Below are 25295 nucleotides of genomic sequence, written 5' to 3'. Positions count from 1 at the left end.
CTATGCGCCTCTTGTGTCATGCCTATTTTTAGACCTCGTCAATTGATGGCTGGTAAATCTACAAGAAATAGTCAAAGTCAGTCTCTCTTTTTAGCTTCTTCCTCAACCTGAAGATATGAGCGGGTATTACATGAGGATTCAGTTCGACATAATTTCTCTCACCATGCCAAATGTACTTGTCCTGACTCAAGAGATCATGAACGAGGTAGGGTTGATCAGGATCAATACCGAAGTCTTCAATCGGTACAGTTACCCATCCTGATTGTGTATGAAAAGGGTCAAGATTAGCTACCACAAGTATTATGTTTTCTAGGTCTTCTGTAGCCTTTCCATAAAAGAGGAGATACTCATTATCCACCTGGTAGAATTTTAAGTTTCTTGTTAATTGTAAGGCAGGATTCTCCTTCCTGATTGCATTAAAGATGGCTATTAAATCCCTTAGATTGCCCTCCGTACTCCAATCCCATTCCCTAATGGCATATTTCTCAGAATTCAGATACTCCTCTTTTCCAGTCAATGCTTCATCCTCGCAAAGTTCGAAGGCAGGACCATATATTCCATAGTTGGACGAAAGTGTGCCAGCCAGTACCAGCCGCATTATAAAAGCTGGTCTACCCCCAAACTGTAGATGCTCTGGAAGTATGTCTGGGGTATTAGGCCAAAAGTTAGGCCTAAGGAATTCACTCACCTCTGAGTGTATTAGTTCGGTCAGATAATCGATAAATTCTTTTTTCGTATTTCTCCAGGTGAAATAAGTGTAAGACTGGGTAAATCCGATCTTCGCTAATCTGTACATAACCTTTGGCCTAGTAAAGGCTTCGGATAGAAAGATTACTTCGGGATAATCGTTTTTTATCGCTCCTATAAGCCACTCCCAAAATGGAAATGCTTTTGTATGGGGATTATCAACCCGAAAGATCTTAACGCCTTTGTTTATCCAGAAAATCGTGACGCTCTTGAGCTCTTCCCAAAGCCCCTGGACGTCTTCTGTTTCGAAGTTTAAAGGATAAATATCCTCATACTTCTTTGGTGGATTTTCAGCATTTTGAATAGTTCCGTCTGGCCGCTTTCGGAACCACTCAGGATGCTCCCCTACATATGGATGATCGGGAGCGCATTGAAATGCTAAATCCATTGCTACCTCCATACCTAAATCCATTGTACTCTTTACTAGTGATTCAAAGTCATGCATGTCCCCAATTTGAGGATGTATAGACTTATGCCCACCTTCTTCAGACCCTATGGCCCACGGACTGCCAACATCTTCAGGTTTTGCATCAGAAGAATTATTTTTCCCCTTTCTGTGAATCTTGCCGATTGGGTGTATCGGAGGTAAATATAGAACATCAAACCCCATCCGCGCTATTTCGGGTAGTAACTTTTCTAAATCTTTAAAGGTACCGTGCTTACCGGGTAGAGAGGAAGTAGATCTGGGAAAGCGTTCGTACCATGCGCTAAAAAGCGCTCTTGGCCTATCCACAACAACTCTGAACTCTTTTTCAAAACGTGTAGAAGAAGCCTTATCGGGATTCTTGTCCATTAAATTTGTAAGCTCGTCACCAAGGGCAAATGATATAGCTTCCTCCACATTGTTGCCTTTTAAAATATTACTTAGCTCTTCAAGCCTTTTTCGATCTGTCTTCGAAGCAATACTTAACGAATTATCAATAAGATCAGCACCTATGAGAAGTTCAACTCTTGTATCATAGCCAGCTTCGAATTTCTTTTTAAAACCCTTCTGCCATGTCTTAAAATAATCGACCCAACCCTCGAGCGAGTAATAATAGTTGCCGATTTTTTCAACAAGAAACTCACCCCTCCATCTGTCATTTTCCAAGGAAGTCATTGATATCTCATTCCAATCCTTCTCAATTGGGGCTTTATAGAGAAGACTTGCAGAAACTGAATCGTGCCCATCGGCAAAGACATCGGCTTCTACTACAACCTTTTCACCCACTACTCTCTTTATTGGGAAAGCACCACAATCGATCTCAGGTCTAACATTTTCTATTACGACCCTTTTTCTTAGCTCGTTTTTCATGACTAGATCATTTTTTATTGGTCGACACAATGAAAAAACTATCTTGATTTGAAAATCTGTATTGACAGTATGGTTAGAATTTTAGATGTTTAAAAGTAAAAATCCCTACGTTGAAAGTTACTTGAATATCATTTTATTTTACAATATTCGGCTATTTAATCAAAATTCAGTCATAGAGCTAAATTAACCCAGACTATAAAAATTGTGTTTCGTGTAAAGCAAACTTATGGAACCCAATACACTTAAGTAGCATTCGAATCGAATCAATGATGTTTGATTGAAACGCTTTAAGACTGAACTCAACACTCACGTGCTTTAATATATAACCTATACACCACGGAAGAATGAGAAGTTCATCGCTGTTTACGACAACCGCAGACATCCGGGATCAATGAATTCGATCTAAGGATTGGAACTTCTTATCTGTAAATAAGCCATGCAATAAAATAATGTTATATCTACGCTTAACGCAAGATCAGACGATAACTACCGAATCGTCGCTACCATAAATGTTCTCTTCGTATCGGTCAGCGTTCCAATCATTTTCCCACCTATAGCCTTCAACAAGATATCTAAATCTGTATTCCCTACCGGATCTTAGATCCAAGGTCAGTGTGAACTCCCCACTCCTAAGTGGTTTCATCGGATTAGCTTCAATGCTCCAATCGTTAAACTCCCCGACAATGTTTACCCTCCGAGCACCTTTTACAGCCTCCTTTGGAAGTCTGAATGTAACTTTACACACGCTGCCGGACTTAACATACTGTTTTTTCAAGCCCCCTTCCTTGGACTGCTTTTTAGGTTTAGTTGGTGTCTTTTTCATTTTCTTTTCCTCTCCTTCAAAATTTTTTCAATAATTATAATCAACCACCTGCGATAGAAAATAAAGTTCTTCTTTCAAAGCCAAAACATAGATTTATTTCCAAATCTAATCTATAACCTCAACCGTGCTCTCGAATTGTATATCATAAAATTGGTTTTTTGTTTTGCAAGCAATACTCACCACATTGCTGTATGAGTTTGGCAACGACACCAGTCCATCCCATTTGATGGCTTGCCCCTAAGCCAGCTCCGTTATCACCATGAAAATATTCATTAAACAGGATTAGATCTCTCCAATAAGGATCAGTTTGAAACCTTTCGGTCCCCCCAAAAACTGGCCTTCTCCCCTTAGAATCCTTGAGAAATATCTTCATGAGCCTATGAGAGAGCTCAGTAGCAACCTCCCATAGTGTCATGGTGTTACCTGAACCAGTAGGACATTCCACCTTGAATTCGTCGCCGAAATAGTAATGAAACTTTTGAAGTGATTCGATAAGCAGAAAATTTAAAGGAAACCATACTGGCCCCCGCCAGTTGGAATTACCGCCAAAAAGACCTGAAGTGGATTCCGCAGGTTCATAGTCTAACCTATATTCAGCACCATTTATGTCGAAAAGATAAGGATGATCTTTATGGATCTTTGAAACAGACCTGATGCCATATGGGCTCAACAGCCTTGATTCATCAAGCATAAGTCGCAATATACGCTTTAACTTATGCTCATCAACGATTGATAGGAGCCTCCTTCGAATTGTTCCAGTCCTCTCTTTTATTGAACAACCGTGAAGAAGGTCTGGTCGATTTTGTAGAAACCAATTAAGCCTCTTCTGGAAGGCAGGGAGCTTCTCCAATACATACGAATCTATTGTCATCACAGCAAAAAGCGGTATGATACCCACCATGGAGTGCACCTTTATCGGTAAGGTATTCCCATTCCGTAAATTTATGACATCATAGTAAAAACCATCCTCTTCATCCCATAGTCCCTGATCCTGACTCCCCATTTTGTTTATCGCATCAGCAATGTAAATAAAATGCTCAAAAAATTTGCTCGCAATATCTTCATAACTCGGATTCTCTTTTGAAAGCTCAAGCGCAATCGTGAGCATATTCAGGCAATACATCCCCATCCAGCTCGTTCCGTCCGCCTGCTCCAGAAATCCGCCTGTAGGAAGTTCTCGGCTTCTGTCAAAAATTCCGACGTTGTCCAATCCGAGAAAACCACCCTCAAAAACATTATTGCCTTTAGCATCCTTTCGGTTAACCCACCATGTAAAATTAAGTAGCAACTTTTGAAATACCCTCTCAAGGAAAAGGATATCTCGTTTACCAAAAATCTTTTTTTCAATCTGATATACCCTCCATGCAGCCCAGGCATGCACAGGCGGATTCACATCACTAAAAGCCCATTCGTAAGCCGGAATCTGACCGTTAGGATGCATATACCACTCTCTAGTAAGCAGAATCAATTGACGCTTCGCAAATTCAGGGTCAATCACAGCAAGTGGAATCGTATGAAATGCCAAGTCCCACGCGGCGAACCAAGGATACTCCCATTTATCCGGCATCGAAAGAATATCGTCATTATAGAGATGAATCCACTCATGATTCCTTCCGTTTTTTCGTTCTTCGGGAGGTGGAGGTCCCGCAGAATCGCCATTCAGCCATTCTTCAACCACGTAATTATAGAATTGCTTATTCCAGAGCATTCCAGCCAACGCCTGCCTATATACATTCCGCATATCATCCGTCAAGGGAAATGGGCAAATTCGCCTGTAAAATTCGTCTGCCTGGGTCTTGCGTTCTCGGAAGATAGTCTCAAAATTATCTCCAAATGGATCGGCAAGCCCATCTGAGTTAGTCAGCCTGAGCCTTAAATCCCTCGATTCGCCTGATTTAAGTGCAAGCAAATAATGGGCTGAACACTTTGTGCCCATCTCATCGGAATTAACAGCTTGTTTTCTCCCCGCGACTATATAATCATTTATGCCGTCTCTAACGAAGCGAGATGAATTACTCACACCAAACAATCTTTCATAATTAGTTTCGTTCTCAGTAAAAATCAATTCGTTAGGAGTTTCACAATAGAACCACATCTTCCCCAGCGATTTATGGTATGCATCAATTATACGGAAATGAACATTAGATTTTCTTGACCTGAGTAAGGGTTTATCTGGGGAATGATACCACGACCATGTATTGCGAAACCAGAGTGTCGGAAGTAGATGTAAGTTTGTGTCTTCAGGTCCCCGATTTGAAACAGTTATTTTTATGAGAATGTCCTCTGGTGAATTCTTAGCATACTCAACAAAAACATCATTGTATCTATTATCGTCGAACACCCCGGTATCAAGAAGCTCGTATTCAAAATCTCCCCTACCTCTCCCCCTATTTACCTCAACCAGCTGCTGATACGGAAAAGATTTATGAGGATATTTGTATAGATACTTCATGTAGGAATGAGTAGGGGTGTTATCCAGATAATAGTAATATTCTTTCACATCCTCCCCATGGTTACCCTCACTTCCCGTTAGCCCAAATAACCTTTCTTTAAGGATCGGATCATTACCATTCCACAGGGCAATAGCAAAACACAGTCTTTGGTGGTTGTCTGAAATTCCCGCTATTCCATCCTCCCCCCACCTATAGGCCCTGGAGCGTGCTTGATCATGTGTAAAATAGTCCCAGGCTGTTCCAAATGGACTATAATCTTCTCTAACCGTTCCCCACTGGCGTTCACTGAGATAAGGACCCCATCTCCTCCAATGAGCCTGTCGCGACCGGTCTTCCTCTATTCTTTTTTCTTCAGGTGTCATAGGGAATATACCCTCTATAAAATAGTTTCAGTTAAAAGTTATATTCTATAAAATCTCGTCAAATTAATCGCATTTTAAATTTAACCTTTGATAATTGCTAGTAGATAATTATGGAGTACCATTGGATCCCGATCAATGTTCGGTTATTGATTTCTGACAATAAATATTATCTCAAAAATTAGGAGGGCGATTTCAAAGGATATCTTAATTGAAAGAACCTAAGATTTAGATATCAGAGTCAAATTTTCTTGGTGAAATTATAAATGAACCTTATTTCTTTTTTATCCTTTCCAGGTAAACTCCGCTCCTCGTATCGACTTTTATTACGTCTCCCTCCTCTATAAAAAGGGGAACTGAAATTGTTGCCCCAGATTCAAGTGTAGCCGGTTTGGTACCCGCTGACACCGTATCTCCCCTCACCCCAGGTTCTGTTTTAACCACTTCCATCTCAACGGCTACAGGAAGATCTACTCCAATCGGTTCATTTTTATAGAATACTACGATTATTTCCTGTTGTTCCTTCAGAAACCTGGCCGATTCTCCAACCAATTCCTTACTCAGACTAAGCTGATCGTAAGTTTTCGAATCCATGAAGTGATAGCCTATTTCATCTCTGTACAGAAACTGCATTGCTTTTCTCTCCATATCTGGTACTTCAAATGTCTCACCGGAACGGAAATTCTTTTCCTGTACCGAAGACGTGATTATATTCCTGAGCTTTGTCTTAACCACAGGACTTCGCTGAGCGATCTTAGAGTGATGGTATTCCAGCACCTCCCATATTTCACCTTCATACTCTATCTTTAGACCCTTATAAAATCGACTAGTATCGACCACAGCCATAAGGTTTAATGCCTCCTCAGTAGTAATTGTTTTCTCCACCAATTGACGTGCTTTTTTTCATCATAGATTATAAGATCCAATATTTTCCTGTCATTTCGATTCTTACAAACACCAGACGCAGCCTTTAAGAATAACCGTTCGGCTTCTTCTCCAAATTGCATAAAAAAGCACAATCCTCTTGATCCCAATACCGCTGAGAATTTACCTACTGTCTCTCCGAACCTCTCTGCCAACTCTCCACCCCTCTTTGGAGTTTCTATTCCAAGTTCATCAAGCATCTTAGCAGTCATCATCGTATGCTTCCCTTCTTCTCGCAATAACACCGCTATTTCAAGGTCATCCGCATACCTATTGGTGGATAATGCCTCATAGACCCCTATCGTCATTCTTTTTGAAACATAAACAAGCTTCAGAATACTACCTGATTTCATTTTTATTCTTCTTCTATCTCTATTTCCCCTTCAGTATCCTCTCCCGTTTGGAGCCTGTCATTAATTACATACTCCTCGGAGATCTAAGAACCCAGATCTATCAGTTTACATCTCCGTGAACAAAACGGTCGCCAATCATTTCCCTCCCAAGTAGTAGACTCACCACATTTTGGACAGTTCGCAATCATATTTTGAAATTATGTCATATGTTTTGTAATTTAAAAGAGACAAAAAAATCAGAATGGCAACGTCTGATATTATGAAAGTATCAAACCGAGTCAGTTTAGGGCCAGATTTACAGCTTTTTTCCCCCCGTAATAAAACAGACTGATCTTTACCATTTTCTATCTCCGGAAATCAAGAAGTCTCCTTTGGACTTGATAAATCTTCTTCAACCAATTCGCAAATAATATGTGCTACGGTAATATGTAATTCCTGTATCCTAGGAGTTGATTTTGAAGGAATCTTGATTAAACAATCAACCGAGTCCCCGATTTTACCGACTTCAGAACCCGTTAAGAAAATTGTTTTGAGCCCTACACATTTTGCCACTTCTAACGCACTAACAACATTTTTTGACTTTCCGCTTGTCGATATCGCCCAAGCCACATCGCCTTTCCTTCCAAGCGCTTCAATTTGGCGAGAGAATATACTATTAAATGAACGATCATTCCCTATTGACGTAAGTAGGGATGTATCTGTAGTAAGAGCGATTGCCGAAAAGGGTTTCCGATCTTTAGAAAACCGATTGACAAACTCCGAAGCAATATGCTGTGCGTCTGCAGCACTCCCTCCATTTCCAAATATTAGAACCTTACCCCCCGACTTAAATGATTTTTGAATAATTTTAGTAGCCTCAACTATATCATTTACAGATTCCTTTGCAAAACGAAGTTTGAGCTCAGCACTTTCCCTTAGTCGTGAAATTATGTGCTCTTTCATCTCTCATGTTCTCTTAAACATTCTATCTAACTCCTCAAATGAAATCTCCCTTGCAACTGGCCTTCCATGAGGACAAGAATGTGGAAAATCGGCTCTATCGAGCTGTCCCAACAGTGCAATAATCTTTTGATGGTTCAACCTTTCACTAGCACGAATCGATGAGTGACAAGCTATAGTCGCAATTATGTTGTCCAGCCTCTCTGTAAGAGTCTTTTCCTTATCCATTGACGCTATCTCTCCCAAAATGTCTTTGATAAGTCCCTTGATATCTGTAGGTTCAAGCATGGATGCAATCGATCTGATAACAAAACTATCCTTACCGAACTCCTCAATCTCGATTCCTAGGTTCTCTAACTCTTCCAAGTGCTCCTCCATAATACGCGCCTCATAAGGCGATAATTCAAGAGTAATTGGGAGTAGTAATTTCTGTCTTTCTTGTCTACCATTTTCTGACTGAGCCCTTTTTAGTTTTTCATAATTTAACCTTTCATGTGCGGCGTGTTGGTCTATAAGTATCATCCCTTCTCCAGATTCGCAGACTATATACAGCTCCCCGATCTGTCCTACGATCTTTAGGCTGGAGAAATAGCCCTCCACCCTTAATGCACTCTGTGTAAGAGGCTTTATGGGGCGAGTCTCGGCTCTCTTATGGAACGTTATATTATCTGGTTCTAATTTTGGCATGTCCCCATGTTCTGGCTGGTCATCCACGCCTTGACGATGAAAAGCTTTTCGATCACTATCTACAGCCCGGGTTTCAAAATGCCGTTTCTTCTCATAAAATCTATTTACCGCATTCTCGATCCTATTATGATAACCCTTGATCCACGGAGCACTCCTGAGCATTGCAAAAATTGCAGCCTTGATCGAGTCCCCTATGAAATTCGATTTTCTAAATCTAACCTCATTTTTAGTTGGATGCACGTTAACATCAACTTCCTGATAAGGAAGATCAATCGATAGAATCCCCTGTGGGAATTTCCCCTTTTCCAATAGCGTTCCATATGAGTCGATAGCCATTCTTGTAAGAATCCTATCTTTAACTGTGCGGGAGTTTACATAAATGTATAATCTTTGCGTAGTTGATCTAGAATCATCGGGACCATTCATAAATCCATGGATCAATATCCCATCAACTTCCATATATACTCTATAGAGAGCGGTTTCTGGGAAAATGTCAGGTAATCTATCTTCAATAGAACCTCTTTCAGGAAGACAGATAATATCCTTGCCATTATGCGATACCTCGAACCTTACATAGGGTCGAGACAAAGACTCTCTTTGAACAACATCAAGAACATTTCTGAGTTCTGTGTCAGTAGTCTTCATAAATCTTAGTCTAGGTGGAGTATTATAAAAAATATCTCTTGCTTCAACAGAAGTGCCCTGCGGACAGCCAGTTTCTTGGACACTTTTTATGATTCCTCCCATGACAACTATCCTGACACCGACAATCTCTCCCTCTGTCCTCGTTGTGATTGAGAATCGAGAAACCCCTGCGATGCTCGGAAGCGCCTCGCCACGAAACCCAAGCGTACTGATAGTATGCAGGTCATCTATACTTTTAAGCTTGCTAGTGGCATGGCGTTCAAGTGAGAGAAGTGCATCATCTCTGCTCATTCCTAAACCATTGTCCGATACCCTGATAAACCTCTTACCCCCCGCACCTAATTCAATATTTATGCGCGTACTTCCAGCATCGAGAGCGTTCTCTACCAGCTCTTTAACAATAGAAGAGGGTCTTTCCACTATTTCACCCGCAGCTATCTTTGAAACCACAGAATCGGGCAGAATCCTAATATTTCCCATTAGTTGAATGCCAGTTTACATAATAGAAATTTATGAGTCAAAACGAATGAAAATACTTGTATAATTGCAGATGAGATCCGCCTTTAAATCTGAAATGGAACATGCAACCAGTAATTGAATTAAATCATAATATAGTAATACTAAAAGAATAAATTTCATAGACCGGGTTTGTGAAAAGGCGAAAATAATGCTATTGACACACTACCAGTCCTAAGTCAAAAACCTTGTTAACATCGATATTGATTCAAACTAGCCCGTTCAAGACATTAATTTTCTTTACCCCGACGTTCACCGGTTTACCTCATCTTTGGACGATAGGTATCTGTATCTATAACTCGTCAGCCAGGATTACTATTTGGCTTTTTTAGAAGCCTTAGCCTTCTTTGCTCCTTTAGCCACTGACTTTTTAACCTTCTTTAGTGAGGTGATAAATGTATTTATGGGAATTGCCGCTAGTGTCATTATTTCTACTGTACCCCGTGCACATAGGTCTACTGACACCTTACTTATTGTTTCATTATTTGGGGCCTCAACTATATTCACAAAATCGTAAGGTCCTAAAGTAGCATATTGTTGAACAACCCTTGCTCCCATCTTTTCTATTTCCTTATCGACCTCTATAATTCGTCCTGGCCTTTCTTTTATTGTCCTTCTACCATCTGGCGTTAGCTTACTCAAAAGTATATAGGTAGCCATTAATCAAACCTCCATTATACGTTATTTACCATCAATCATACTTATAACATTTTTTTGCACCACGAATCAAGCTTTTTTTGGTCTGATTATAGGCTCTCAGACTTATAGTAATTTTGGATTAACTACTATTTCAGCATGATTTATGTATACTCTAACTTTAATACTTGGCGTATCGGTGGAGACTTTATGAATTTCTTCTATTCAATAATTAAATTTAAAGCAAAATCTATTGGACTTACCTACGGTCTCGTATCCACACTGTTCCTTACAATACTCCTTTCCACTCCTTGCTATCAGATCGGATTTGCTAAATCAAAAGATCAGGAATCCCCCAAGAGGGTTATACAGGTTAAGGATTATAAGTGGAACTCAGGAGGTATGGGACGACCCGGCATAATCGATGAAATAACATTGGAAAACATAGGTAATAATGATTACGAAAACATTGAGATAGAGGCAAACTTTTACACCCAAAACGACATCCCTCTTGGCTCCCTGCGATCTACGATAAATGATGTTCTTCAGAGCGGAACGACGAAAACATTTAAAAATATCAACTTTGGAATAATGCATTCGGAGCTTCAAAAAACCATAGTAAATGTAGTAGGGGCAGAGATGTTAGAAAAGGGAACCCCAGGACAGCCAAAGGACGTAATAGTTGTTAAGAATTGGCAGTGGTCGGGGGGCCGGTATGGCACCGAAGGAATATTGAAGGATATAACATTAGATAATACCAGCAAAAACAACTATTCAAACATCGGAATAGAGGTGCAGTATCTAGGGGTGCCCGGCCCGGAAACTGGTACTAAGGGATATACGAGTAGAGCGGTGATCCACGACATTCTGCCTGCAAAGAACACTAGAACTTACAAGGGTATAAATGTTGGATTCAGACACCCTGATGCAAAAGAAGTACTAATAACGGTGATTGACGCCGATAAGATTTCAGTAAAAGAAGCAAAATACAGGCTCGCTAAGAAGGGGGAGTCCATAGATATTGAGGGTGATGAAACTGAGACAAGAACAAGAAAGAAATCCCTTGCCGAAAGATACAGGGAGGAACGTGGGCTGACCGAACCCTCAGAAGAAATCTCTGAAGAAGAAACTCAGATATCTCAGGTACCTGATTCAACCAAGGTCGATGAAGGACAAAAATTATCGCTTGCCGAGCGCTACAGAAAAGAGGTTCTCGATAAACCTGTAATAGAAGATGCTCCGCAAATCTCACTGGTTGATAGGTATAAGCAGAGAATCCTTAGCGAATCAAACGAAGAATTTATCTCGCCTACGTACAGCGGAATCACAAGAACGCCCCTCGGGACCGAATACTCTTTTCAAACCAGTCCCAAATCATCCTCAGGGGATGATCAAGATAGTTCCTCTGGTTCACAGACGACCTCGGAAAAAGAAGCAACCAAAGCGGCTAAGGTTGGTAAAAGTTCAGAAGGTCAAAATGATGAAGAAGAGGAATTCGTTCCCATACCTGAAAGGGATATTGTTGTAAAAGATTTCAAGTTGGGTGGAGGCGGAGTTCCACAAACTATGGGGAAACTCAGTACACTAACTCTAGAAAACATTAGCGGAATAACTTACTCAAGTATTCAACTTGAAGTTGCCTTCTACCTATATCAAGGTAAAACGCCAATGGGTTCGCACAAAATCACACTGTATGAAGCCTTGCCGCCTCATAGTGAACGAGAATTCAAGAACGTTGAAATAGGTATGTTGAGCGAAATCCCCCAAGTGGTAGAAGTAACTGTAGTAGATGCTACAGCCGTCGAGTAGGATTGAAATATGGTGGGCGGTACTGGATTTGAACCAGTGACTTCCACCGTGTGAGGATGGCACTCTTCCACTGAGTTAACCGCCCCTGAAATAAGAAATCAACAGAGTGTTAATACTAAGATAAAACCCCGGGCCACCGCTTTTCCCATTTCTGAGGTTGGATACTACTCTTCAATGTCAAGAAGCTTATCGGCTTCGTCTATTATTTCTACCAACCTTTCCCTAAAAAGCTTTATACCGCCAAGCGGTATCACTATACATGATCTACCACCACTCAGCTCAGTTATCCTTAAATACTTTCCTTTATGGTTTTCCTTTACGTCGAAGAAAAACCTCTTAGATTCGATATCAACATGCTTACTCACGTGTTCTTTTTCCATCTTTTCCATTTTGTGATCTACCTCCGCCTCTTTCCTTATCCATAGGAATTTTATTTTGAGTAGGAATAATAACTTAACATTCTGGAAAATCAAGCAAAAATATTTAATAAATAATAAATGAAATGTCGTATAATAAACCCTTTTAAAGGTAATCAACGGAGTATATAAAATATGTCAGAAAAGATAACCTTTGGAATCGCAAGCCCTGTGCCTGGGGAGTCGGTCGAAAATCTAATTAAAATAACGAATAACATTGAAAAAGCGGATTTTGACACCATCTGGTTCCCGGATCATGTTGTTTTCATGGCAAAGACATTAACTCCAGAGGTATGGTCTGTTATTACAGCCGCAAGTATGAAAACAAAAAGGATAATTATGGGTACGATCGGTGACGCCCACAGGATTCATCCGGCTATATTTGCGCATCGCCTTGCTACGGTGGATCACATTTCAGGAGGGAGAATATTTGTCTGTGTAGGATATGGAGAAAAGATGAATCTTGATCCATATGGTATTAAGTGGAACAAACCCCTAACTCGTGTAAAGGAATCAATAGAGATAATGCGTTCCCTATGGAAGGGAGAGCCAGTGGATTTTGATGGTGAAATTTACAAACTATCCAAAGCTGAATTACGAATAAGGCCATTTAAGGATAGGAGAATTCCAATATACGTCGCTGCTACTGCACCCAGGGCACTTAAGTTAGCGGGTGAATACGGTGACGGGTGGGTTACAAACGCCATGCCGCCAAATCTTTTTTCAGTCAAGCTAAATAAGGTAAAGGAAGGCATGAAATTAAGGGATAAAACGATAGGAGCGCTTGACAATTGCATATATATATTCCTGTCAATTGCCGATGATAAAGATAAAGCCTATAAAACCTTAGAACCTGTAAAGCATGCCCTTATCTGGCCTGAGTTGCTTAAGGAGGCGGGATATGATATCGAAATCTCCGACGAATATAAGGATCTGCAGTACACAAAGATAATGCCCAATGATACGGAAATGATTAGAAGATTTAGGGAAATGGGAGCGAAATATTACTCCAGGAATATAGTCGAGGATTTTGTTATATCTGGCTCGAAGATGGATGCAATCAAAAAAATCGAAAAGTATACAGAAGTAGGCGTGACACACTTTATTTTCAGAGACTTCAGTCCGGACCGAAAAGCTTCGCTTAAAACTTTGTCAAAAGAGATTCTCCCCTATTTTAGGGACAAGGGCTAATGTATTACTCAGCCATTTACAAGTACGATCAAATAAAATCATCCAGAATTATTTACATGGGACCTTAATGCTTGATATTAGAAATTTGAGTTGCGAAGGTCGAGAATGGATCGCTCGTTTTTCCCGACTTAAAGTATACCCTCCGCATGTAGTCTAGGGCACCAGAGTAAAATTCAAAATTCCTTGAAAGTTTGCTGAATACAATCGGATTGCCTCGACCCTTCTCAAGGTCAAATCTTGAGACAAAATGATAGGATTTGGCACCCTCATTCATGTAATAGTTAAGATAGGAGCCATTAGTCACATAATCTCTGAAGATGCCTGATATAAAAAGGGTAAAATCTCCAATGTGTTTTCTGATTTCCCTTTCCCATTCAGGTCTTTCCTGTGATTCACTTTGATCTTTAATTAGCATCTCCACTACAGTTTGAATTTTTCTTCCCTCAGAATCCCTAAATTTATACAGCCTCTCTGTTCTCGCAAAATCTGAAAGTAAATCGGTTAAATATGAAGCGATGTTTGCTTCATTTTCAATTCCGAGATCGAAGAAACTAATTCTTACAAGTTTTCCGAAAAAAGCCTTCAGGGAGGAGAGGCTCTTTCCTTCCTTATTCATAATTAACCCTCCTTATAAATATTAATTATTTTAGTATCAAATATAAAATAAAAAAACCCTTTTTTTAACAATAAAACAAATAATGATTCATTTACATTTTAAATCAGGATAATTCATGTATGATAATCCGCGACTAACAAATTAAAGTAAAAACATGCCAAGGGTTCAATTGGATCTACCGAAGAAGTTTGTCTTTTCCACGGAAATTCCGTTACGCGTAAGTGATATAAACTATGGCGGGCATCTTGGTCATGATTCCGTCCTCACTTTAACCCATGAAGCAAGGGTAAGGTTTCTAGCCAAGCACGGATTTACGGAAATGGATGTTTATGGCGCCGGCCTCATTATTTCCGACGCCATAATAGTATATAAGTCAGAAGCATTCTGGGGAGAAGTTATGAAAATTGAAATAGCGATAGGTGTATTTAATAAATACGGTTTCGATTTAGTCTACAAAATTACAGAGAAGAAGACAAAAAGAGAGATTGCCAGGGTCAAAACCGGCATGGTGTTTTTCGATTACAAGAAAAGAAAGGTAACCCGAGTACCGCGCAAATTTAAAAAGCTTTTCCAAATAAAATGAATATTTTGGATATCCTATCAAAATCTTGTTCTTGAATCTTTCGATCGGGCATCGCAGAATATTTGTAGAGACATGCCATGGCATGTCTCTACTCTATATATGAAAAGAAATTTTACGATACAGGGCCCCAATGGAGGTCAGGATCGATTCGGGATCATCAACACAGCAATTCCCAACAGAAGTGAAGATCGCTTCGTTAAACTCGTGATGACATGTAATGGATTATTGATTAGAAATTAAATATCCAGATTGGTGACGTTCAGGGCATTCTTCTCGATGAATTCCTTTCTAGGTTCTACCTGATCGCCCATCAAAATTGTAAAAATCTGATCGGCCTGAAATGTGTCTTCTATATTAACCTTCTTCAGGATGCGCGTTTCAGGATTCATGGTCGTTTCCCAGAGCTGCTCCGGATTCATTTCTCCAAGACCTTTGTATCTTTGTATGAACATCCCCTTCTTACCCAAAGAGAGGATATAGTCGGTAAGTTCCCTCAGGTTTTCGACCTTGGTTTCTTTTTCATCTTGGAGTATTGTAAAGGGCGGGTTACCAAGTTGGTGTATACCATCAGCAATATTTTTAAGTTCATTAAAGTCTGGAGAGTTTACAAAGTCAAAATCAATTACAGTTTTTCCTCTTCTGCCGTTGTCTTTGAAACTATAAATAATCCTTGACGCATTATGCTCTTCATCTTCTGATAGTTCCCAATCGAGTGAATGAATCTCCGGATAACGCTTTTCAATCCATTCCTTTATATCCTTCAAATGAAGATCGAGTTCAGACTCATTACCGACCTTCAAATTTGTCTTTCTAAATCCCTTTCTACGGGAGAATGCGTCAACAATTCTTCTATCCCTTCCCCACTTACCAAGCCTCTCAAGAATTTTTCCATAAGAAATGGATTTCTTTATTATTTCAAGTAGACGGTTACCCTTTATCTCCTTGACATGACCGTTCTCATCGACCCTTAGCGACACACCCTCTGTTCCAATCTGAAGCAAGTAATCTTCAAATTCAATATCGTCGGTAAGGTATCTCTCTTCTTTTCCATGTTTTACTCGATAAAGTGGAGGTTGCGCAACGAAGAGATACCCCTTTTCTATAATCTCCGGAACCTGTCTGTAGAAAAAGGTGAGTATAAGTGTTGTGATATGCGAACCATCAACATCCGCATCACTCATGAGTATGATCTTGTGATAGCGCAACTTAGATATATCAAAGTCCTCACTTCCTATACCTGTTCCCAGGACAGTAATCATGGTTCTTATTTCCTCATTGCTGAGCATCTTGTCGAATCTTGCCTTTTCAACATTCAATATCTTTCCACGGAGCGGAAGGACAGCCTGATTATATCTCGCCCTAGCCTGCTTGGCAGAACCACCGGCAGACTCTCCCTCAACTATGAATAATTCGCAAAGCTGAGGGTCACGCTCCTGACAGTCGGCAAGCTTTCCCGGAAGTGAACCAGACTCCAAAGCGCTTTTCCTCCTTGTAAGCTCCCGAGCTTTCCTGGCCGCTTCTCTTGCCCTCGCAGCGTCTACTGTCTTTTCAATGATTTTCCTTGCGACAGAAGGATTTTCTTCAAAAAAGGACCCCAGTTTGTCGTTAAGCAGCGTTTCTACAATGCCTTTAACGTCTGTATTTCCAAGCTTTGTCTTTGTCTGTCCCTCGAATTTAGGGTCACGGAGCTTCACGCTTATAACCGCTATCAATCCCTCCCTCGTATCTTCACCACTGAGTGAAACCTTTGCGTTCTTAAGAAGTCCTTTGTCTTCAGCGTATTTATTTATGGTCCTCGTGAGAGCTCCTCTAAATCCCGTTAAATGGGTGCCTCCCTCGATATTGTTGATGTTGTTTGCATAACATAAGACAGTTTCGGTGTAGCCATCGTTGTAGTGGAGTGCCACCTCCACTATAGTGTCATCCTTTTCTCCAGAAACGTATATAGGATCGGGGTGAAGTGTCTTCTTATTCCTGTTTAGCTCTTCTACAAATGCACGGATACCACCCTCATAGTAAAACTCTTGCTCCCTACCATCGCGCTCATCGATCAACTTAATCCTTAAGCCACTGTTTAAAAACGCTAGCTCTCTTATTCTATGGCCAAGTGTATCATAATTAAATTCGCTAATCTCAAAAATCTGAGGATCTGGCTTGAACCTTATCTTTGTACCACTTCTGCTGGTCTTTCCTGATTCTTTAAGATCCCCTTGAGATTCTCCACGCTCATATTTTTGATACCAGACATGACCATCTCTTCTTATTTCAAGAATCAAATACTCGGATAGGGCATTCACTACTGTGACTCCTACGCCGTGGAGACCACCAGCGATCCGGTAAACCTTTCCCTCAAATTTCCCACCCGCATGCAGCCTGGTCATTACCACTTCAGCTGCCGCCTTTCCGGTTTCCGCATGTATATCGACAGGGATTCCCCTTCCGTTGTCCTCAACTGTAATACTCCCATCGACATGGATTGTAACATTGATTTCATCGCAGTAACCTGCGAGTGCCTCGTCAACGCTGTTATCAAGAACCTCAAATACGAGATGATGGAACCCTCTCGTGCTGGTATCACCTATGTACATATCCGGGCGTTTTCTAACAGCCTGTAGGCCGGGAAGTACCTTTATTGACTCTGCAGTATAAGAGTTATCTTCCTCTATATATATCTTGTCTTGGGATTCTTTTTTAACTTCCAATCAGGCAAACTCCATAAGTAGGACAAAACCTTATTAAGTATACCATGAAGGGTTATATAAGTACATAAAATAAGGGAGTTTAATGATAAAAATAGAAGTGAATTCTAATTCAAATAATTGATATACAAAACAAAACTCATCGAAAAAAAACTTGTAACTAAATGGCACTATAGCTTTGGGGGGGTTATGCCTATTTGCTTTTGATATTTACCCTTTTTATCCGCATAGGAAACTTCACATACCTCATCAGCCTCAAAGAACAGGACCTGAGCTATCCCTTCATTTGCATAGATTTTTGCGGGAAGCGGAGTCGTATTTGATATCTCCAATGTTACAAATCCCTCCCATTCGGGCTCAAATGGTGTGACGTTCACAATAATCCCGCAACGTGCATATGTGGACTTTCCCAAACAAATAGTTATCGTGCTTCTGGGTATCCTGAAATATTCGACCGTCCGCGCCAATGCAAAAGAATTTGGAGGGATCATGCATACATCTGATTTTATAGATACGAATGACTTTTCATCAAAACCCTTTGGATCAACAACCGAGTTATAAACATTCGTAAAAACCTTGAATTCATCACTAACCCTGATGTCATAACCATAGGCTGACAAGCCATAAGATATGACACCCTTTGACACCTGTGCCTCGATAAATGGTTCAATCATCCTGTGCTCTAGGGCCATTTTTCTGATCCAGTGATCGGGCTTGACTCCCATATGAGGCTCCTCTCTTTATTCTTTCGAAAGATATTAGGCAATAAAAATAGAGGCATACTACCATAGTTAAAGATGTTACTCAATTTCCCCTTTAAATGTCCCAACTGTTAAGATGCATATTTCTAAAATTACAAATGGTAATATCCACACATATGTACATAGTTTATTATAACCGTAGCGCCCGTTTCCCAAACGGGCATTAAAATAATATTCGGACTGATGAGAGCATCAGTTCCTACATTTATCAATAATAACAAAAAAGAGTACGCAATCCTACTTTCAACAATGGAGGACTAAAGTCCTCCGCAACAAAACATAAAATTATAGTCATCGGTGATGATATTAAATAAAATCGATAGAGGGACTTTCCAATCCCGATTAAATCGCGGATTAATCTCGATTACAATATTAAAGATGTGATTAATTATTTAGATTTGATTTTATTGTCACAACTCTGTTGCAATAAATTCCCCGACAACCTTTCTTTTATCGAGTTTTTTATTCACGTGTGGACGCCTTTCCAATAGAAAATCCATTGCTTCATGTGGTTTAATTTTCTTGGCCTTAATCAACCAGCACAATATTATTGTTGCGCTCCTACCGCGTCCAGCCTTACAGTGAACATATACTAGATCACCCCTTGAAACACACTTTTCAATAAAACAAACTCCCTGACGAACCGCTGACAAGCAAGGAGAAGTATAATCAATCGTCGGTAATCTCAGCTGTTCTATGCCCGTCGCTGCATATGCCTCTTCAGGGCCTGAATACTCCTCGCAAACGTTCAGGACCGCCCTAACCCCCATCCTCTTGAGCCTGGGCACATCGTCTTTACATGGAAGCGCACCAAGAATTACATATTCGTCAATCCGATCATACCAATTTCTGAGCCCAAGGACCTTACACAGAAGTACATTTAAGATAAGCGTTGGATAGAAAAGCAATCGTGCATAGACCCAACAGATGACTCTTAACATGCTACATTACGACTTAAATTAAATGCCAAAAACGAAGATTGTTATGCATGTTTGGCTGATTCTAATCGTAGTTACCGACCCCGCATTTCCAGCATTCCATAAATTGCGCCTCAATCTCCTCCCCACACCTTTTGCATGCCCAAACATCCTTAGTACTCTCGCGTGGTTTCTCCATGCATTTTTCGACTATATATTGAGCTTTTTCAAATTGATAGTCCTCAATAACCCAAAGCTCCGCCCAGCACTCCACTGGGGGAAGCCCGCCAATCGTCCCTAAGAGATGATCCCTAAGAATTTCACACGGAATTCCTTCATTCTCAAGGATATTACGTAAGTGACCGAGGAACATTGTATCCGTCGAGCTATAAACCTTTTTCATATTACGACTTTATCCTGAACAATCTATATTTCTATTAAGCATTAAATCGAATGAACATATGCTCTATAACACAACGATTCCTTTATCTCTCATCCAGCACCCATTTTTCTTGCCCGTCAGAAGGTCCTAGCTTTAATCATTGTGCTACAGATAACTAAAGCATTTATAATACGATATCAAGTAAATTGCCTGAGAAACCTGATATCATTCTCAAAAAACAACCTTATATCGTTTATTCCAAACTTTAGCATTGCGATCCTTTCTATTCCGAGACCAAATGCAAAACCGCTACATTTACTAGGGTCATAATTTACACTCTTAAAAACCTCAGGATCAACCATACCACAACCTAGAATTTCAAGCCAGCCAGTATCCTTACATACCCTGCATCCCTTACCCCCACAAATTACACATTCTATATCCAATTCAGCACTAGGTTCAGTAAAAGGGAAAAAGCTTGGTCTGAACCTGACGTTTAGATCTTCACCGAACACAATTCTTGCAAATTCGGTCAGAACTCCCTTTAAATCTCCAAACGTCACCTGTTCATCAACCAGAAGTCCTTCTACCTGATGAAACATCGGAGTATGCGATACATCGCTATCGCATCTATAAACCTTTCCCGGTGCAATTATCTTCACAGGAGGTTTTTGCCTTTCCATCACCCTTATCTGTACAGGTGAGGTATGGGTCCGCAGTACTATTCCTTCGGAGATGTAAAATGTATCCTGCATATCCCGCGCTGGATGATCGCGGGGTATATTCAGTGCTTCAAAATTATAATAATCTAATTCGACTTCAGGACCCTCCTCGACCTGAAACCCCATTCTTTCAAAGATGCCAATGATCTCCTCCATTACCTGTGTTACTGGATGCTTAGCACCTATATGAAATCCTCTACCTGGTAGTGTCGCATCCAATCGTTCCTTGAAGAGAGCCTTATTCCATTTGTCTTCCTTTATCGATCTTAGCTTTTTCTCAAATCCATTCTCTATATCTAGCTTCAGCTCGTTTAAAAGCTTACCCATTTCAGGCCTGTCGGATTGCGGAACAGTTCGCAACCCCTTCAGAAGCTCTGTAATAGTCCCTGATCTACCAAGATATTTGGCTTTTAAATTCTGAAGATTTACTTCATCACTTACCGTTTCAAGGTCCTTTTCCGCTTGTTGTTTTATTTCTTCTAATTTTTCTCTCACGCTTTACACCTTATAAAGTGGGCATCCAGAAGTACGCAGCCAGAAATTGGTTCCACAGTCCATTCGTTTATTTTTTCTCCCGGATCCTGACTTCTGACATCTAAATTCGTCTTTTAATCTCCAATCACTGAGAAAACCGCTATTGAAATCATCGTGATTCCGATTATCCCTTTTGTGATCGTTCCACCCACTCGTCCTAGAAATGCTCCCCAACCAGATTGCACGGCCTGATCGAATCCCTTACTGCTCACTAATTCAACGATAAATGCACCGATGAATGCTCCTATAAATGCGCCTAATATCGCTCCTGCTCCAAATAAAATAGGTGCACCAAATATAGCACCTATTATTCCACCCATAATTGAACCAATTATCGCCCTATTACTGGACCTATGTTTTCTTGAACCGGCTATCCCTATGATAAACTCCAAAACCTCCGCCGAGATCGCTAATATAAGAAGTAACAAGAGAACTTCTAATGTAATTCCCTTGAAATCGCAATACCATCCATAAAATAACGAACCTGCGAAGATAATGAAATTTCCCGGAAAACCCAAAACAATCGAAAAAAGCCCAGCAAATGCCACAATTATAAAAAGAAAAAAGACTACATAATCCATTTCCTTAAAAGACTAGTAATATTAGCACAACCTGAAATATATCAAAATTAATTAAAGGTTACTGGATTAATATGCTACTTAATCCAGCAATAGGAATTTTTGAATTAGCATTTTTTTATTTTCTTTTAACTAAACTGTGTCTGGTACCATAAAAGAAGTAAATAATCAGCCCTAAAACCATCCATACAATTAGACGTATCCAGGTATTAGATGGCAGTGAAAACATCTGCAATAAGCTTACTAAAGCGCCCAATATTGGGACGATAGGCACCAGAGGAGTCTTAAAGGGACGAGGCAATTCCGGATTGGTGTAACGAAGAACCAAAACACCAACGCTTACAATAGCGAACGCAAGCAATGTTCCGATGGATACTAGTTCACCTAACACACCTATGGGGAATAGACCTGCAAAGAATGCGGCAACAATTCCCGTAGTAATAGTCGTAACATAAGGAGTCCTAAATTTGGGATGTACGCTAGCGAAAACCTTCGGGATTAAACCATCTCTAGCCATAGAATAAAATATTCGAGGCTGTCCCATGAGCAAGACAAGAATCACTGAACTAAGCCCAGCAATCGCCCCGATTTTAATAAAGGGTCTCAACCAGAAAAGCTGTGAACCAATAGAATCTACAGCAACTGCAATAGGGTCAGGCACGAGCAACTTGTCGAATTTCACAACACCCGTTAACACCAACGCCACAACGATATACAAAATTGTTGAAATCCCCAAGGATCCCAGGATCCCAATAGGCATATTACGCTGTGGGTTATGAGTCTCCTGCGCCGCAGTTGAAACGGCATCAAATCCGATATAGGCAAAAAATATAACCCCGGCGCCCCTTAAAATACCACTCCAACCAAAGTGACCAAAAGTTCCCACATTTGGCGGTATGAAGGGTTTCCAGTTCTCACCATTAATGAAAAAAAGACCCGCACCGATGAAAAGAAGCAAAACAAAGATCTTAATTAATACAGCCAAATTGTTTGATGCAGCGGATTCCCTAATACCGATCACTAAGAGAATCGTAACTACAGCGATTATGAATACAGCTGGTAGATTTATGAATGCACCAGTGGAAATCCAACCCAAATGTGGATCATAAGCAAAGGGGGATTTTGAAAGTTGTTCAGGGATCAAGACGCCAAAGTCTCTTAAAAAACTCCCGACATATCCAGACCAACCTACAGCCACAGTGGATGCACCGAACAGATATTCCAGAATAAGGTCCCATCCGATGATCCAAGCAATGAACTCACCCAGAGTTGCATAGGCATAGGTATAGGCGCTGCCAGCAACTGGGATCATCGAAGCCATCTCTGCATAGCAGAGACCCGCGAACACACATCCAAATCCTGAAAGCACAAAGGAAAGCGTAATTGCGGGACCTGCATACTGGGCTGCCGCCTGGCCTGTCAACACGAAAATACCGGCGCCTATGATAGCTCCAAGACCGAGACTAACTAAATTCCAAGGACCCAGAGCACGCTTCAAACTATGCGCTCCGTCATCTATTCCATTTACTAGCTCACCGATAGATTTCTTGACAAAAATTCCCTTAGACATAAATTTATTACTTCCCTGATCTTAAGAAGTGTCAGTCAACTATTCATAATAAAAAATACATTTTATATGAGCGTAACAATATAATGAAAGATTATAATTAAAACAATTACTAAGAGTGGTGGTGAGTTCAAAAATTTAGCTAGTCTCAATATTTTTATATAATATATTCTGGGTTTAATACTGCTTCACTTATTTACAAATAGGAAAAATATGAAGAATTTCTATATCCTGAAAATTATGTAAAGATTAAATTACTTAGTGGTATATTTATAAAGATTACTCTTAAGGAGAATTAACCTCTGTGACCATAAATGCTATGCCTCTCGTTGTTGGCGCAATATGTATAATGGTTATTTTCTACAGATACTATCATGGATTTATCGCCGCAAAGGTTGCTGCACTCGATGACTCGAGAAAAACCCCCGCGCATACAATGTACGATGGCCAGAATTACTATCCAACAAACAGATGGGTTCTGTTCGGCCACCACTTTGCGGCTATAACTGGCGCAGGACCATTAATTGGTCCGGTACTAGCCGCACAGTTCGGAGTCCTTCCTGGTTATCTTTGGATATTGATCGGTGTTGTACTTGCCGGAGCGGTTCACGATTTTATTATATTCTTTGCCTCTGTAAGGCATGGAGGAAAATCACTGGCAGAGATTGCTAGGATTCAAATAAGTCCACTCTCTGGAATCATAGCCTCAATCGCAGTTCTTTTCATTTTGGTGATTGCTCTTGCAGGCTTAGGCCTTGCAGTTGTCAATGCCCTTGCTGAAAGCTCATGGGGCGTATTCACAATAGGATGTACTATACCTATCGCCCTTTTCATGGGACTTTACATGTACAGATTCAGGAAGGGAAGAATCGCGGAAGGAACTATAACAGGGGTTTTATTCCTCATCCTCGCAGTCGTATTTGGAAAAGACATAGCGACCTCCTCTCTTGCAACCTATTTCACTTTTTCCAAGCCGAAGATAACCCTTTTTTTACTCATATACGGATTTATAGCTTCCGTGCTCCCCGTTTGGATGCTACTTTGTCCCAGGGATTATCTTAGTTCATTTATGAAGATTGGAACGATCCTATTCCTTGCAGTAGGTATTATCATAGTTCAACCAGAGTTAAAGATGCCTCTACTAACCGGCTATATTCATGGTGGTGGTCCCATAATTCCAGGAACCCTATTCCCATTTGCCTTCATTACAATCGCCTGTGGTGCGATATCTGGCTTTCACGCTCTTGTGGCATCAGGAACATCTCCAAAGATGGTATCAAAAGAATCTGACATCAAAGTTATAGCATTCGGCTCAATGTTGATCGAGGGATTTATAGCAATTCTTGCCCTGATTGCCGCAAGCGCACTTTTCCCCGGTGACTATTTCGCCATTAACGTTCCACCGGGGGTGTTTGAAAAACTGGGACTTAGTGTTGTAAATCTAAATCAGCTATCAAATCAAGTCGGAGAAAGCTTGGCTGGTAGAACGGGGGGAGCAGTGTCTCTAGCTCTGGGTATGGCACAGATTTTTACATCAATCCCCGGAATGAAGCATCTAATGGATTACTGGTATCACTTTGCTATTATGTTTGAGGCTCTATTCATACTTACTACAATCGATACCGGTACGAGGGTTGCAAGGTTTATGATCCAGGAGTTTGGTGGGAAATTCTATAAGCCCTTTGAAAGGGTTAATCACCTTCCATCGACCATAATCTCCAGCCTCCTTATTTCCTGCGCATGGGGATATTTCGTCTTCACAGGAACTATTAGCACTCTCTGGCCAATGTTCGGGACCGCTAATCAACTTCTCGCAGGTATTGCGCTTTGTGTTGGTACAACATTTATTATCAATCTAGGAAAAGTGAGATACGCATGGGTTACGATGGCTCCAATGGCTTTTGTAATGGCAACTACGCTTACTGCAGGATGGATGAGCATTAAAGATAATTTTCTTCCACTATCCAAACAGGAGGGTTTCGCTATTCAGGGATATGTGAATTCAATACTTACATCAACTATAATGATTTGTGCAATTATAATTCTTCTAGACTCGTTTAGAAGCTGGTATAAAGCATTGTTTCTCGGGAAAAAAGTGGTTCGCGTTTCAACTGAGGAGGTGGTATCAAATTAGAAAATCATCT

21 protein-coding genes, 1 tRNA gene and 1 pseudogene are annotated in these 25295 nt (G+C 40.5%); 4 read left to right on the top strand and 19 right to left on the bottom strand.

Annotation, left to right across the window (positions count from 1 at the left end):
* Window positions 1–58: 58 nt before the first annotated feature.
* From VGA95_02495 to VGA95_02455, 9 genes and pseudogenes are all read right to left on the bottom strand, one after another.
* On the bottom strand, window positions 59–2041 hold the full coding sequence (locus VGA95_02495; GenBank protein HEX9665403.1) for an alpha-1,4-glucan--maltose-1-phosphate maltosyltransferase: 1983 nt from the start codon (window positions 2039–2041) through the stop codon (window positions 59–61).
* Window positions 2042–2516: 475 nt separating this feature from the next.
* On the bottom strand, window positions 2517–2864 hold the full coding sequence (locus VGA95_02490) for an isoamylase early set domain-containing protein (GenBank protein HEX9665402.1): 348 nt from the start codon (window positions 2862–2864) through the stop codon (window positions 2517–2519).
* A gap of 142 nt (window positions 2865–3006) precedes the next feature.
* Window positions 3007–5679, bottom strand: coding sequence for a glucosidase (locus VGA95_02485; protein ID HEX9665401.1), 2673 nt, complete (start codon window positions 5677–5679; stop codon window positions 3007–3009).
* A gap of 270 nt (window positions 5680–5949) precedes the next feature.
* Complete coding sequence (gene efp, locus VGA95_02480; GenBank protein HEX9665400.1) at window positions 5950–6561, bottom strand: elongation factor P; 612 nt, start codon at window positions 6559–6561, stop codon at window positions 5950–5952.
* Window positions 6528–6953 carry a ferritin-like domain-containing protein gene (locus VGA95_02475; protein HEX9665399.1) on the bottom strand — a complete coding sequence of 142 codons (426 nt, stop codon included), beginning with the start codon at window positions 6951–6953 and terminating at the stop codon, window positions 6528–6530. The genes efp and VGA95_02475 overlap by 34 nt, the downstream gene beginning before the upstream one ends.
* A gap of 86 nt (window positions 6954–7039) precedes the next feature.
* Window positions 7040–7141: pseudogene (gene yacG / locus VGA95_02470) on the bottom strand (DNA gyrase inhibitor YacG).
* A 169-nt stretch (window positions 7142–7310) separates the two neighbouring features.
* The gene (locus tag VGA95_02465) at window positions 7311–7895 is read right to left on the bottom strand and encodes a D-sedoheptulose 7-phosphate isomerase (GenBank protein HEX9665398.1); all 585 of its coding nucleotides are present in this window, start codon (window positions 7893–7895) and stop codon (window positions 7311–7313) included.
* Window positions 7896–7898: 3 nt separating this feature from the next.
* A complete protein-coding gene (gene mutL, locus VGA95_02460; GenBank protein ID HEX9665397.1) occupies window positions 7899–9704 on the bottom strand; it encodes a DNA mismatch repair endonuclease MutL in 1806 nt (601 codons plus the stop codon).
* Between the two features lie 351 nt (window positions 9705–10055).
* Complete coding sequence (locus VGA95_02455; protein HEX9665396.1) at window positions 10056–10400, bottom strand: GYD domain-containing protein; 345 nt, start codon at window positions 10398–10400, stop codon at window positions 10056–10058.
* Between the two features lie 186 nt (window positions 10401–10586).
* Between VGA95_02455 and VGA95_02450 the strand changes: the two genes are divergently transcribed.
* Complete coding sequence (locus VGA95_02450; GenBank protein ID HEX9665395.1) at window positions 10587–12185, top strand: hypothetical protein; 1599 nt, start codon at window positions 10587–10589, stop codon at window positions 12183–12185.
* Window positions 12186–12195: 10 nt separating this feature from the next.
* Here VGA95_02450 and VGA95_02445 read toward each other — a convergent pair.
* A tRNA-Val gene (locus VGA95_02445) sits at window positions 12196–12270 on the bottom strand.
* Window positions 12271–12349: 79 nt separating this feature from the next.
* A complete protein-coding gene (locus VGA95_02440; GenBank protein HEX9665394.1) occupies window positions 12350–12574 on the bottom strand; it encodes a DNA-binding protein in 225 nt (74 codons plus the stop codon).
* Window positions 12575–12736: 162 nt separating this feature from the next.
* Here VGA95_02440 and VGA95_02435 point away from each other — a divergent pair, with 162 nt between their 5' ends.
* Window positions 12737–13792, top strand: a complete 1056-nt coding sequence (locus VGA95_02435; GenBank protein HEX9665393.1) for an LLM class flavin-dependent oxidoreductase — start codon at window positions 12737–12739, stop codon at window positions 13790–13792.
* A 64-nt stretch (window positions 13793–13856) separates the two neighbouring features.
* On the opposite strand, the gene VGA95_02430 is transcribed toward VGA95_02435, so the two are convergent.
* Complete coding sequence (locus tag VGA95_02430) at window positions 13857–14408, bottom strand: hypothetical protein (GenBank protein ID HEX9665392.1); 552 nt, start codon at window positions 14406–14408, stop codon at window positions 13857–13859.
* Window positions 14409–14562: 154 nt separating this feature from the next.
* On the opposite strand from VGA95_02430, the gene VGA95_02425 reads away from it, so the two are divergent.
* Window positions 14563–14991, top strand: coding sequence for a thioesterase family protein (locus VGA95_02425; GenBank protein HEX9665391.1), 429 nt, complete (start codon window positions 14563–14565; stop codon window positions 14989–14991).
* A gap of 236 nt (window positions 14992–15227) precedes the next feature.
* Here VGA95_02425 and gyrB read toward each other — a convergent pair whose 3' ends face one another.
* The 7 genes from gyrB to VGA95_02390 all read right to left on the bottom strand — a co-directional run bounded on the left by gyrB (window position 15228) and on the right by VGA95_02390 (window position 23154).
* Window positions 15228–17693 (bottom strand): DNA topoisomerase (ATP-hydrolyzing) subunit B, encoded by a 2466-nt coding sequence (gyrB, locus tag VGA95_02420; GenBank protein HEX9665390.1) that lies wholly within the window; start codon window positions 17691–17693, stop codon window positions 15228–15230.
* Window positions 17694–17860: 167 nt separating this feature from the next.
* Complete coding sequence (gene dcd, locus VGA95_02415; protein ID HEX9665389.1) at window positions 17861–18415, bottom strand: dCTP deaminase; 555 nt, start codon at window positions 18413–18415, stop codon at window positions 17861–17863.
* A 446-nt stretch (window positions 18416–18861) separates the two neighbouring features.
* The gene (locus VGA95_02410) at window positions 18862–19392 is read right to left on the bottom strand and encodes a dual specificity protein phosphatase family protein (GenBank protein ID HEX9665388.1); all 531 of its coding nucleotides are present in this window, start codon (window positions 19390–19392) and stop codon (window positions 18862–18864) included.
* A gap of 61 nt (window positions 19393–19453) precedes the next feature.
* Complete coding sequence (locus VGA95_02405) at window positions 19454–19771, bottom strand: DUF2007 domain-containing protein (protein ID HEX9665387.1); 318 nt, start codon at window positions 19769–19771, stop codon at window positions 19454–19456.
* 176 nt (window positions 19772–19947) lie between these two features.
* The gene (gene pheS / locus VGA95_02400) at window positions 19948–20967 is read right to left on the bottom strand and encodes a phenylalanine--tRNA ligase subunit alpha (GenBank protein HEX9665386.1); all 1020 of its coding nucleotides are present in this window, start codon (window positions 20965–20967) and stop codon (window positions 19948–19950) included.
* A gap of 113 nt (window positions 20968–21080) precedes the next feature.
* Window positions 21081–21587: a DUF456 domain-containing protein gene (locus tag VGA95_02395; protein ID HEX9665385.1), complete on the bottom strand. Its 507-nt coding sequence runs from the start codon at window positions 21585–21587 to the stop codon at window positions 21081–21083.
* A 115-nt stretch (window positions 21588–21702) separates the two neighbouring features.
* On the bottom strand, window positions 21703–23154 hold the full coding sequence (locus VGA95_02390) for an amino acid permease (GenBank protein HEX9665384.1): 1452 nt from the start codon (window positions 23152–23154) through the stop codon (window positions 21703–21705).
* Window positions 23155–23455: 301 nt separating this feature from the next.
* Here VGA95_02390 and VGA95_02385 point away from each other — a divergent pair, with 301 nt between their 5' ends.
* Window positions 23456–25285: a carbon starvation protein A gene (locus VGA95_02385; protein ID HEX9665383.1), complete on the top strand. Its 1830-nt coding sequence runs from the start codon at window positions 23456–23458 to the stop codon at window positions 25283–25285.
* Window positions 25286–25295 lie beyond the last annotated feature (10 nt).

It is taken from the genome of Thermodesulfobacteriota bacterium, from assembly GCA_036397855.1.
GTDB lineage: Bacteria > Desulfobacterota_D > UBA1144 > Nemesobacterales > CSP1-2 > DASWID01.
This window is presented reverse-complemented; position numbering and strand designations above follow the sequence as displayed.